A 10,006-nucleotide genomic window follows, 5' to 3' on the forward strand; every position below is an offset into this window, starting at 1 on the left:
ACAGTTTCCCAGAAGATGGTGGGTTGTGCTGCTTCACAGTGTCTATCCCGACTGATCCATAGGAATTAGTTACGTGAGCGGCGCGCGCGACTGTTTCGCCCCGACTGGCCACTTCAGCCGCCCCTGCGCGAGGAGTACCCCAATGATGACGAGAACGGCTCCAACGGGTTCGTGCCACGACATGGTCTCTTTGAGGATGACGAAGCCGAGGATGACGCCGATCACTGGCGTGATGTAGGTGACGGTTGACGTGCGGGTTGGTCCCCACTCGGCGAGCACCCGGTAGTTCCAGACGTAGGCCATGCCGGTGCCGAGCACGCCGAGCGCAAGCAGGCTTGCGAGAACGGGAAGCGTGAGGTTCACGGGGCCAACTGCAACAAGTGGGGTGAGCAGAATGTAGATGACAGCGGCAATGCCGATATTCATGGTTGCGGAGGTCACGCCGGGAACCTTGTATGGCGCCACAAACTTGCGCTGATAACTCATCGCAGCGCCGTAGCAAATTGCGGCGCCAAGGCAGGCAAGTTGCCCGAGGAGGCTGCCGCTGATGTCGCCAGCTTGCCACGGTGCGATGATCACGAACACCCCGAAGATGCCGAGGGTGACACCGGCAATTTGCGAGCGCGTCAGCTTCTCAACCCGGAATATGAGGGTCGCAAAGATGGCCGTCATGATGGGGGTTGTTGCGTTGTAGATGCTGGCGAGGCCCGAGCTCACATACTGTTCTGCCCACGCAAACAGCAGGTAGGGGAACACGGCGAAGAGAAACGCGAGCACGGTGAAGTGCGCCCAGACGATGGGCTTGCGTGGGAGCCGGCGGCGACTGACCGCGAAGACGACGACCAGCGCGATTGCGCCCAGCACGGCCCGACTCCAGGCGACCTGCCCAAAGCTCACGCCATCCAAAGCCACCTTCATGAAGAGAAAGCTTGAACCCCACACAAGCCCGGCGCCCGCAAACCGTAGCCAGGTTCCCAGCGGGGATGCGTTGTCGTGTTTTTCTTCACGCCCCGGCTTGATGACGGGGGCGCTCACGAGCGCGGCTCCTGCCCGAGACGCGCGAGCAGCCCCGTTTTCACGGCCGGCCACTCGGTGTCGATGATGGAATACACGGCGGTGTCTCGCCACGAGCCGTCAGCCCGCAGGAGGTGTTTGCGATGAATCCCCTCGAAAGTGGCTCCGAGCTTGAGGATCGCGGCGCGCGAACGATCGTTGATGGAGTCCGCTTGGAGACGCACTCGGTTGTAGCCGTTCTCGAAGGCGAAGCCGAGGAGCAGGAGTTTCGTCTCGGGGTTCACTGCGGTTCCCCACACGGTGGGGTCGTAGGCGGTCCAGCCGAGGTGGGCGTTGGCGTTGGTTTCGTCGAGGTCGCCGAGGGTGCTCACGCCAATGAGCCGACCAGCGTCAGGGCCGGGCTCAGCCCCAGAACCAGAACGGAGGCGCACGGCGAACGGCATCCGGTCGGCATAACCGAGGTAGCCGGCGCGCATCCACTTCATAAAGGATGCCTCGTCTGCCGGCAACCCGGCTGGGCCTCCGCCATAGCCTCCCGCGAAGACTTCTGGCACACTGAGGGCTGGCCAGAGCGCAGCGAGGTGCGCTTCCGTCAGGGGCTCAACGGAAACGAAAGTTCCCAGAAGGATGCGGGGCTGCGGGCGCGTTAGGGTCACCTACAAATACTCCCACCGGCACACCCTCTCCACGCGCGGATTTCGGACTTTCACCCACCGATTACTGACGTTGAGTCCAGCAATTCCCGATTGGCTACCCGCGCACGCACAAGCGGCACGCCCCGAATCTCTCCGGTGCGTGCCGCTTGAGTGCGAACGAGTTGCTGAAGTGCTTAGTCGACGAGGTCGTGACGAACGATGATCTCGTCGCGGCCGGGGCCAACACCGATCGCTGACATGCGGGCGCCGCTCATCTTTTCGATGGCGAGCACGTAGTCTTGCGCGTTCTTGGGGAGGTCTTCGAAGGCGCGAGCACCCGTGATGTCTTCTTCCCAGCCGGGGAACTCTTCGTAGATCGGCACAGCGTGGTGAAAGTCGGACTGCGACACGGGCATTTCATCGTGGCGGGTGCCATCAACGTCATAGGCCACACAGACAGGAATCGTCTTGAGACCGGTGAGCACATCGAGCTTGGTGAGCACGAAGTCGGTGACACCGTTGACGCGCGCCGTGTAGCGGGCGATGGGGGCGTCGTACCAACCACAGCGGCGCGGACGGCCGGTGGTGGTGCCGAACTCGAAACCGTTGGAGCGCAAGAACTCGCCGGACTCGTCGTGCAGTTCGGTCGGGAACGGGCCAGCTCCGACACGTGTTGTGTAGGCCTTGACGATCCCGATGATGCGTTCAAGACGGTTGGGAGCAACACCCGAACCGGTAGCCGCGCCACCCGAAGTGGAGTTGGATGACGTGACGAACGGGTACGTGCCGTGGTCAACATCCAGCATCGTGGCCTGGCCGCCCTCGAAGAGTACGATCTCGCCCTTATCGAGCGCCTGGTTCAGCAGCAGACCGGTGTCGGCGACCATGGGGCGCAGACGGTCGGCATAGCTGAGCAGCTCGGTGACGATCTCTTCAACCTCGATTGCGCGACGGTTGTAGACCTTCACGAGCAGGTGGTTCTTCTGGTCGAGAGCGCCCTCAACCTTTTGGCGAAGAATGTTTTCGTCAAAGAGGTCTTGAACTCGGATGCCGACCCGGTTGATCTTGTCGGCATACGCCGGGCCAATTCCGCGACCGGTTGTGCCGATCTGACGCTTGCCGAGGAAGCGTTCCGTCACCTTGTCGAGGGTGCGGTGGTAGTTGGTGATGATGTGCGCGTTGGCGCTCACCAGCAGCTTGGAGACGTCGACTCCGCGAGCGATGAGGGCGTCGAGCTCCTCAAAGAGCACCTCGGGGTCGATAACGACTCCGTTGGAAATGATCGGAGTGACACCCTCTGTGAGGATGCCAGACGGCAGTAGGTGCAGCGCATACTTTTCGCTGCCGATGACTACGGTGTGTCCGGCGTTGTTTCCGCCATTGAACTTCACGACGTAGTCGATGCGGCTACCGAGGAGGTCGGTTGCTTTTCCCTTGCCCTCGTCGCCCCATTGGGCGCCGATGATCACGATTGCTGGCATAGTGGATCCCTTCGAAAATGTGGGGGGATTACACCTCAGTCTACCCGAGAGCGGCATCCTCGCGGGCGGGAAGGCAAGAGTCCTTGCTTGAGCGAGCGAGACGGATATCCCCACGGTGTACCCCAGCTGGTCATCCTGCAACAAAACTTCTCGTCCACACGAAGCGGTGCCCCGCGGTGTTCACTGGCGATTTGCAGGAGCTCGAGGCGAGCATGCAAAGAGTGGAGTGCCGAAGCAGGTCGGAGATGCGGAGAATGGAACATGAGGTGGCCGCGACAATCCGACATGTCGCGGCCACCTACCCTAAATTGCCCCTGAACTCTATTTGTTAGTAGGGCCAAGCGGTTTGTGAAAAGCCACCCGATCCGACGTAGCCGAAACCTACTGCGGTGCCTCCACCTACCGCTGTGGTGTAGCTGAGTCCCGCCTCAAGCGTCGCTGGGCTCCCTGTTTGCGTAAGGATGTTCACGTATCCTGAACCGGCGTTGTAGCCGATTGCGTCATAGCTCTTTCCTGAGATCGAAGTGATGTGCCCATATCCGCCACCACCACCGCCGACGAAGTAGTAGCTCAGGCGGAACTTGACCATCGAAATCGCATCAGAGAATTTCACTGTGCAGTTTGTGCGGATGTACTTCGAGCCAGACTGGCTGTTAGTGCATCCAGTGATCGAACGCGCATTGGGGTCCGAGCCCGAAATTTCGGTTGGAACTTCTTCGGATGAGAGCGAATAGCTGCCATCGCTAAATGAGTATTTGGTGACCTTCCAGCCGTCCGCTTCCGACTCGTCGACACTGACCGGGACTGCGTTGGGGCTAGTCGAATCGAGTGTTCCTCCGGCGGCCAATTTCGCGAGAATGCTTTCTCGATCATCGTCACTAATGACAACGTCGGCATTCTCGATGTTTTGTTCTACCTGGGCTAGTTCATCTGAGCTGAGACCGTTGGCCTCAGCGGCACTCGCGGGTGCAGCGCCTAAGAGCATGAGGCCTACTCCTGCGAACGCAAGGATCGCTTTACTTTTCAACAATTTGAATATCCAACCTTTCGAATTTTTGACTCATAAGGTGTTGTTGCCCGGCAATGGTCTCAGACATGAGTAAATGTTGAGAGTAATTCTCAGGTCTATTGGAGATTGTCTTCCTGCATACGTAGGGTGGACAGATGCTTAGTCAAATTGGGATCCTTGGAATTGTCATCAACGTGCTTTCCTTCGCCGCAATCGCTGTCCTCATCATTCTCTCCATATGGGCACTCCTGCTCTCGATAAAGGCATTGAGAAAGTACTTAGGGCACGCGGGAACGACAGGCACAAGCACAGCTCACCGAGACTGACCAGCACCCTATCTATGGCGGACTTTTAGCGGCAGCAACGCGCTACAACAGGCCGAATATTTCGCTCGCGCAATATCAGGGATCAGAACTTCGATATCCAGCTTCCGATCTGCGTTCGATGTCGCAATCCCCCCCTGTCGATCTCAAGTGCGAACTTGACCTCTCTAACTCGGGTGCATAATCAGCTGTGTGTAGTACAGCTCCGCTGTATAGATGGCCTAGGTACGCGGTTGCCGCTAGGCGGCGGTTAATCGGTCCCAAATGAGGGTCGGGCAGTTCTCGCCTCAATCGGTTCATGTCTCTCGGTCAATACCAGCAGCGCGACAGAGTGAGGTGTACCCCACTGGACAACCTGCCCAGTGCGGGACTTAGACAGTTCCGCGAAGCGGTACTCCCTGATCCTGATGGCAACGAGTTCCCCGTGAGTCAATTACGAGGCTGAGAGCCTGGCACTCTGACGAGCTAGCGCCCGGTTCGCGCGGCCACTTCGGCGGCAACTCGGGTGAGCGCTGACTCGAACACGATGAGTTCTTCCGGTGCGAGACATGACGTCGATTCCGAAACCATGTGATTGAAATCAGTGTGAATTTCTCGCATTAGAACGTGGCCAGTTTCGGTGAGTTCCAGAAAGTTGCTTCGTCGATCTGAGGGATGCGCGACCCGCTGCAACAACCCGCGGTCCGAGAGCCGATTGGTTATCGCGGTTATCGCACCCGTCGTCATCTCCATATGTTCAGCGACTGCTTTGGGCGTCACGTTGCTGTGTTCGGCGATCCAAAAAAGTGCGCGAAGATCGCTGGCGGACAGTCCGTTGTCGATGGCAATCTGCTCTCGATTCCTTTCGAGAGCGCGCACGAAACGCACCGCCGCCGCCGGAAAACCCTCGAGGGCATGCTTCTCGTTCGCGCTAGTCATAGCACCCAACTTTATTGCAGAATCAGGAAAATTAGTAAATAACTTAATAGGTAAGTTACTTACTAATTGAGGTACTATTCTGGGAGTTCGTAATCCACTCTCTACCGGAGGCTCTAATGATTCCTGACACCCTTACCCAAGGGCAGTACGACACCGTCTATAACTTCCTTTCGCTCGTCATCGCTTCGCAGCTCTTCACCGCTGTGTTCCTGACAATCGCTCTGCCGCGAGTCTTGCCTCGCTACCGGCAGGCAATCACGGTGGCGATTGTTGTCTGCGCAATTGCGGCCTACCACTACTTCCGAATCTTCGACTCATTCAAAGAGGCCTTCGTGTCGGACTCTGTCGGTGGCGCGGGCGTATATACGCAAGCTGTTGGGGCATCCTTCAATGAGGGATACCGGTACGTTGACTGGCTTCTGACCGTGCCTCTTCTGCTGCTTGAGCTCATTGCTGTACTAGCTCTCGCCCGCAAGGTGCAGACCGGGCTGATCATTCGTCTGCTGCCCGCTGCCGCGCTCATGATCATCCTCGGATACCCCGGCGAGATCAGCGGCGACAACACCGTACGCGGAATCTTCGGCCTGCTGTCCACAATCCCCTTCGCGTACATCCTGTACGTGCTCTTCGTGCAGTTGGGTAAGTCACTTAACAAGCAGCCAGTCTCGGTGCGCCGCACCCTCAGTCAGTTGCGCTTCCTCCTGCTGCTCAGCTGGGGCGTTTACCCCATTGCCTACATCCTCCCGATGCTCGACATAAGTGGGGCGGATGCTTGGGTGGGCAAACAGATCGGATACTCGATAGCCGACATACTGGCGAAGGCCGTCTACGCGTTGATCATCTTCTACGTCGCCCGCATGAAGTCGTTCGATGATGACCCAGATTTCGCCACACGAGAGAACTCTCCTGAGGACGCCGCAATGTTCGTCCGCAAGTAGCTAGGCCAACAAGCAACAAACTAGTGAGCGGACTCCGGCATCTGGGCCGGGGTCCGTTCACCCTTGTGCAGGCCGATCTCGTAAATGGCTTAGTCAGTGTTGTCGGTGTTGTCGGTGTCGTCGGCCCGTGTCAGCATGGAGCATGTTCCGGATTACTCAGCACCACGTTTCGCCTGTTGCGCTTCCGCAACCCATCTGCTCGATCGTGCCCCCGTTCCTTCTGGCGCGGATCGCGACGCTGGAGGATCCCCGCTTCGAACGGGCCGCACACGCCGCACGGCGGTCGCTGACCGATGTCGTCCACGATCACCTCGACCATGGCCGCAGTCACAACGTGTTGCCCCGCAGGTCGCTGCGCCCAGGTGAGCCGAGCGTGCGTGGGCAGATCAGTCGTTCTCTCTACGACGCGCACGGTGCTGAAGCATTGCCCGGAACGTTAGTGCGCACCGAGGGTGAACCGGAGACCGACGATGCATCCGTCTCCGAGGCCTATGACGGTCTGGGCAGCACATTTGCCCTCTTTTGGGAAGTGTTCGCGCGTGACTCGATCAACGATCGCTCTGCCCCACTTGAAGCTACCGTGCACTACGGAAATCGCTACGACAACGCGTTCTGGGATGGCACACGCATGGTGTTCGGCGACGGCGACGGCGAGATCTTCGATGGATTTACACGCTCGCTCAGCGTGATCGGCCACGAACTCGCCCACGGCGTGACCGAATACACGGCCGGCCTGATCTACCAAGGCCAGAGCGGCGCACTCAATGAACACCTGTCCGATGTGTTCGGATCATTAGTCGAGCAGCATGCTCGCGGCCAGAACGCAGCAACTGCATCTTGGCTTGTCGGAGAAGGCATCTTCACCGAACAAGTCGAAGGAAACGCGCTGCGCTCGCTGAAAGCACCCGGAACGGCCTATGACGACGATGTGCTCGGAAAAGACCCGCAGCCCGACCATCTAGATGGCTACATCGAAACTCTCGACGACAACGGTGGCGTGCACCTGAACTCAGGCATTCCCAATCGGGCGTTCTGGAGCGTCGCCAATACCCTGGGCGGCAATGCGTGGGAACGCGCGGGGCAGATCTGGTACGACACCCTCACCGGCAACTCCCTTACGCCCCGCAGTAACTTCGCCGAATTCGCGGCAGCAACAGTCGAGACAACTGTGGCACGATACGGGTTCAGCTCCCCTGAGCACGAAGCTGTCGTCGGCGGCTGGGCTCTGGTCGGCATCACCACCGACGAATAAGCACTGTCAAATAAGCGCGGGCGCGGGATAGCATGCACGTGTGAAGGTTCAGGTGTGGCGCAGCGGAGGCCTACTCGGTCGACGCATCGAATGGGATGTCATTGTCGACGAACAACCCGATCCCGAACAGTGGTACCTCCTCATTGCCGAGCTGCCCTGGGAGAAGCGAGTAACGACAAACCCGATGCCGGATCGGTACACGTACGAGATCCACTGCGATCCGCACGAAGTCGTCATCCCCGAGCAAGACCTAGTTGGCCCGTGGCGCGAACTAGTTGACCGCGTGCGCGAGGCCAACGCGCAGTCCGAAGTGCGCCCCGACGCCGCACAGCAACCCAGCCCTGTCGACCACGTCCGCGAGCCGAATCATAACCAACACGACGCACTCGACGGCGAGCGCTAACCTCGCACGTCAGCGATTGCTAGCGCAGCGGGTCGAAGGAAGTGAGCAGGGGATGCTCGCCATTGCCGGTGATGGAATCTGCGAGCATCCGCCCGGTTAGGGGACCAAGGGCAATGCCCCACATGCCGTGCCCGCCAGCAACATGAACGCGCGGCGAACGTGTGCGACCAACCAGCGGAAGCCCGTCGGCGGTGCAGGGTCGTGAGCCGACCCATTCTTCTTCGCGCGCTTCCCAGTCCACGCCGTCAAACATGGGGCTTGCTGCGTTCACGATGGTTTGGATACGGCGAGGGTCTGCTGGAGCGTCGGGGCGACGGAACTCCATCATGCCTCCCACTCGCAGTCGGTCGCCAAGCGGGGTGCAAGCAACACGCTGCGCGGCCAAGTAGATGGGGTGCGTCGGGATCACCGGCGGTTTCACGCTGAAGCTGTAACCCCGACCGGCCTGAATGACTTGCCGCACCCCAAATTGGCGGGCGAGCGACGAAAGCCACGTTCCGGTCGCGATGACCAGCTGGTCGCCCTTCACAGAGTCTTGGCCCTCAACATCAACGACGACACCCTCGGTACCAAGATCGCGCACGCCGGTAACGTTGGCGCCCTCAATGATTCGAGCGCCTCTGGCCCGAACGGATGCCGCGAGCACCTGCATGAACTGGGGCGGGTTGATGAAACGTTGGCCTTCAATGCGCAGCCCATGAGTCACGAGGCCCGAGATGCTCGGCTCGATTTCGCGCAACTCGTCGCCGGTAATTTTCTGGAAGCTGACGTGGCCTCCACGTGCGGCGACTTCGTCGAACTCGTGCACGATTGTTTGCTGGTCGCGTTCGTTGACAAATGCTGCGAGAAACGGGTCAGCTTGGGTAAGCGAGGCCGCGACGCCTCCGTCTTCCATACGGTCGAAGGAATCAAGCCCCCACTTGTTGATCTCAGCAAACGTCGCCATGTTCTTGCGCCACGCGCCAGGGAGTGAGTGACGGGCGAAGCCCGCGAGAAAACGCAGCAGGGTGGCATTGGCGGCAAGCGGAACGTACACCGGCGAGGAGGGGCTAACAATCGCCTTCACTCCGAAACGGAATATCGACGGCTCTGGCAACGGCAAGGTGAGCGCGGGAGCGATCCACCCGGCGTTGCCCCACGATGATCCGGCAGCAATGCCCGTGCGATCAAGAACTGTAACGTCAACACCGCGTTCTTGAAGGAACCAGGCGGTGCAGAGCCCGACCATTCCGGCACCAATAATCGTGACACGGGTGGGTTGCGACATGGCTCACTCCTCATCGGGTCGAACCTTCAGACTAACCCTCGCCGCGTTACCGGCGCGTTTCCGCCGCCGCCAGAGTCCTACTTCGAGAAGCTGACGTGCTGGGTGATCCAGTTGTGCATCGCAACGGCAGCCGCGGCTGAAGCGTTGATCGATCGGGTGGAACCGAACTGGCTGATCTCCACGACATCCGTCGCTGCTTCGATGGCTTCGGGCGACAAGCCCGGGCCCTCTTGGCCGAAGAGCAGCACGCAGCGTTTGGGCATATCGAAGGTTTCGATGATGACGCTGCCGGGCACGTTGTCGATCGCGATGATCGGCAGATCGTTGGCTTCAGTCCACTCCACGAAGGCTGCGACATCCGGATGATGCAACACGTGCTGGTAGCGGTCAGTGACCATGGCGCCGCGTTTGTTCCAGCGCCGCCGCCCAATGATGTGCACGGTGTCGGCACCGAACGCATTCGCACTGCGCACGATGGAGCCGATGTTCATGTCGTGCTGCCAGTTTTCGATAGCGACGTGGAATGGATGACGCGTCACATCAAGATCGGCAACGATCGCTTCCATATTCCAGTAGCGATACCGGTCAATAACATTGCGGCTATCGCCACGCGCCAGAAGTTCAGGATCAAAGTGGGGATCGGTGGGAAATTCGCCCCGCCACGGCCCCACCCCGTTGGTCGACAGCTCGACGCTGGGGTTCGGTTCAGTCACCGTTCCACGATACTCGCCGTGAGCCCAGCCCCGGTACCGCGTTCGCGCTGACG

Annotated in this window: 11 protein-coding genes; 4 read left to right on the top strand and 7 right to left on the bottom strand. The window is 59.6% G+C overall.

Going from position 1 to position 10,006, the window contains the following annotated elements:
• Positions 1–69: 69 nt before the first annotated feature.
• From AC061P_RS13155 to AC061P_RS13170, 4 genes are all read right to left on the bottom strand, one after another.
• Positions 70–1,035 carry a DMT family transporter gene (locus AC061P_RS13155; protein WP_480391414.1) on the bottom strand — a complete coding sequence of 322 codons (966 nt, stop codon included), beginning with the start codon at positions 1,033–1,035 and terminating at the stop codon, positions 70–72.
• Complete coding sequence (locus AC061P_RS13160; protein ID WP_449647688.1) at positions 1,032–1,670, bottom strand: GNAT family N-acetyltransferase; 639 nt, start codon at positions 1,668–1,670, stop codon at positions 1,032–1,034. Before AC061P_RS13160 ends, AC061P_RS13155 begins: the two co-directional genes overlap by 4 nt.
• A 173-nt stretch (positions 1,671–1,843) precedes the next feature.
• Positions 1,844–3,130, bottom strand: coding sequence for an adenylosuccinate synthase (locus AC061P_RS13165; protein WP_449647689.1), 1,287 nt, complete (start codon positions 3,128–3,130; stop codon positions 1,844–1,846).
• 328 nt (positions 3,131–3,458) lie between these two features.
• Positions 3,459–4,115, bottom strand: coding sequence for a hypothetical protein (locus AC061P_RS13170; RefSeq protein WP_449647690.1), 657 nt, complete (start codon positions 4,113–4,115; stop codon positions 3,459–3,461).
• A 179-nt stretch (positions 4,116–4,294) separates the two neighbouring features.
• Between AC061P_RS13170 and AC061P_RS13175 the strand changes: the two genes are divergently transcribed.
• Positions 4,295–4,465 (top strand): hypothetical protein, encoded by a 171-nt coding sequence (locus AC061P_RS13175; RefSeq protein ID WP_449647691.1) that lies wholly within the window; start codon positions 4,295–4,297, stop codon positions 4,463–4,465.
• A gap of 462 nt (positions 4,466–4,927) precedes the next feature.
• Here AC061P_RS13175 and AC061P_RS13180 read toward each other — a convergent pair whose 3' ends face one another.
• A complete protein-coding gene (locus AC061P_RS13180; RefSeq protein WP_449647692.1) occupies positions 4,928–5,380 on the bottom strand; it encodes a MarR family winged helix-turn-helix transcriptional regulator in 453 nt (150 codons plus the stop codon).
• A 116-nt stretch (positions 5,381–5,496) separates the two neighbouring features.
• Here AC061P_RS13180 and AC061P_RS13185 point away from each other — a divergent pair, with 116 nt between their 5' ends.
• The 3 genes from AC061P_RS13185 (at position 5,497) to AC061P_RS13195 (ending at position 7,973) form a co-directional block, all read left to right on the top strand.
• The gene (locus tag AC061P_RS13185; RefSeq protein WP_449647693.1) at positions 5,497–6,318 is read left to right on the top strand and encodes a bacteriorhodopsin; all 822 of its coding nucleotides are present in this window, start codon (positions 5,497–5,499) and stop codon (positions 6,316–6,318) included.
• 142 nt (positions 6,319–6,460) lie between these two features.
• Positions 6,461–7,570 carry a M4 family metallopeptidase gene (locus AC061P_RS13190; RefSeq protein ID WP_449648210.1) on the top strand — a complete coding sequence of 370 codons (1,110 nt, stop codon included), beginning with the start codon at positions 6,461–6,463 and terminating at the stop codon, positions 7,568–7,570.
• Positions 7,571–7,610: 40 nt separating this feature from the next.
• A complete protein-coding gene (locus AC061P_RS13195) occupies positions 7,611–7,973 on the top strand; it encodes a protealysin inhibitor emfourin (RefSeq protein WP_449647694.1) in 363 nt (120 codons plus the stop codon).
• A 19-nt stretch (positions 7,974–7,992) separates the two neighbouring features.
• On the opposite strand, the gene AC061P_RS13200 is transcribed toward AC061P_RS13195, so the two are convergent.
• Entirely contained in the window at positions 7,993–9,240 is a 1,248-nt protein-coding gene (locus AC061P_RS13200) for an NAD(P)/FAD-dependent oxidoreductase (protein WP_449647695.1), read from the bottom strand.
• A gap of 77 nt (positions 9,241–9,317) precedes the next feature.
• On the bottom strand, positions 9,318–9,953 hold the full coding sequence (locus AC061P_RS13205) for a TrmH family RNA methyltransferase (protein WP_449647696.1): 636 nt from the start codon (positions 9,951–9,953) through the stop codon (positions 9,318–9,320).
• Between the last annotated feature and the right edge of the window lie 53 nt (positions 9,954–10,006).

The sequence above is a fragment of the Rhodoglobus sp. G.S.4 genome, from assembly GCF_056619605.1.

Coding starts and splice junctions, on each gene's coding strand:
- AC061P_RS13200 (WP_449647695.1), bottom strand. CDS start 9,240: ATGTCGCAACCCACCCGTGTCACGATTATTGGTGCCGGAATGGTCGGG.
- AC061P_RS13165 (WP_449647689.1), bottom strand. CDS start 3,130: ATGCCAGCAATCGTGATCATCGGCGCCCAATGGGGCGACGAGGGCAAG.
- AC061P_RS13185 (WP_449647693.1), top strand. CDS start 5,497: ATGATTCCTGACACCCTTACCCAAGGGCAGTACGACACCGTCTATAAC.
- AC061P_RS13170 (WP_449647690.1), bottom strand. CDS start 4,115: ATGCTCTTAGGCGCTGCACCCGCGAGTGCCGCTGAGGCCAACGGTCTC.
- AC061P_RS13190 (WP_449648210.1), top strand. CDS start 6,461: ATGTTCCGGATTACTCAGCACCACGTTTCGCCTGTTGCGCTTCCGCAA.
- AC061P_RS13180 (WP_449647692.1), bottom strand. CDS start 5,380: ATGACTAGCGCGAACGAGAAGCATGCCCTCGAGGGTTTTCCGGCGGCG.
- AC061P_RS13175 (WP_449647691.1), top strand. CDS start 4,295: ATGCTTAGTCAAATTGGGATCCTTGGAATTGTCATCAACGTGCTTTCC.